The organism is Candidatus Obscuribacterales bacterium (genome assembly GCA_036703605.1).
Taxonomy (GTDB): domain Bacteria; phylum Cyanobacteriota; class Cyanobacteriia; order RECH01; family RECH01; genus RECH01.
Window position 1 is genome coordinate 1 of sequence record DATNRH010000626.1, and the last position, 1093, is coordinate 1093.

Consider the following 1093-nt stretch of genomic DNA (forward strand, 5'->3'; position numbering starts at 1 on the left):
TTTGGTCTGCTGCGTTGCCGACGGTGATCTGTCAGGTTTTTCCTGAGCGGCTCTGGGCAAGGACGGCACTGGCGCGATCAGTCGTTGTGGAGCTTCAAGCGAAGCAGACCGGCTTACCTAGTGATCGGCTAAATCCCAAGGCGCGATCGTATTGGGATCGGGGACGGGTGCAGGCGGCTGTTGAGGCAGGAATAATGCGATTGCCGGTGGTCACCCTTGAACCAGATTCCCTAGCCGACTTGGCTCGGGTGGTGGCTGGGCGGCAGGGGCAGGTGTTGGGGGTTGTGTGGGATGCGGAACCGTCCCTGATACTGGGGGCTGCATCGCCAGCAGCCGATGCAGCGGAACTCACAGAGATTATGGATGATTTTTTGCTGTTGGCACCTCCCACGGCGCGCCATTTGTCCACTCTGCTGGCTTCTGCGCCGGTGATTACGCTGCCCATTGTGCGATTGATCAGACAAGCGATGCTGCCTCGTGCGAACGCGGTTCATGTAGCGGAAGTGCTCATGAGCGGTCTATTTCAGGTCAGCGGCGATATTGTGCCGACGGTGGAAAATGCGGAGCGCGTTGTTTATGAGGTGGTGGACGAAGCTGTCTGTCAGCGCCTGAGATCTGGCTCTTTGGTGGTTGAGGCAATTAACGTAGTGGAGGCAGTATCGCAGTATGTGGCGAAGGGGTTAGGAAAGTCAGTATCAGAGTTTCGGGCCTTGTTGAGAATGCCAGGGACAGGGCAGAACCAACAGGAAACGGAGTTTTTAGCTGCCTTTGCCACGGTCACAGCGACAATTTTGCGGGGCTTGGGCAGTGAGTTTGAGGCGATGGCAGAGCGGTTGCTGGCACCAGAGCCATCAGACCCCCTCTCAGATGATGAGCAAGAGTTCCCAGGTTTCCCGCCTCTTGAAGACTTTAGCTTTGAGGTGGCGACTGTGGTTGAGGATGTGGAGGAGCCACCCTCATTTCCCAACATTCCACGCCTTCAACGTTTATATAGCCATGTTGCTACCCTACAGCAGGTGGGTCGGAGATGGGAGATCACCTATCAACTTGCTTCAGGCTGGCACTATGTTGAACAGTTACCGAAAAAAATATC

General features: G+C 55.7%; 1 protein-coding gene. It reads left to right on the top strand.

The genetic code is table 11. From position 1 onward, the window contains the following. On the top strand, positions 1-1093 hold a 1093-nt coding region (locus tag V6D20_13220), incomplete at both ends, for a hypothetical protein (protein HEY9816741.1).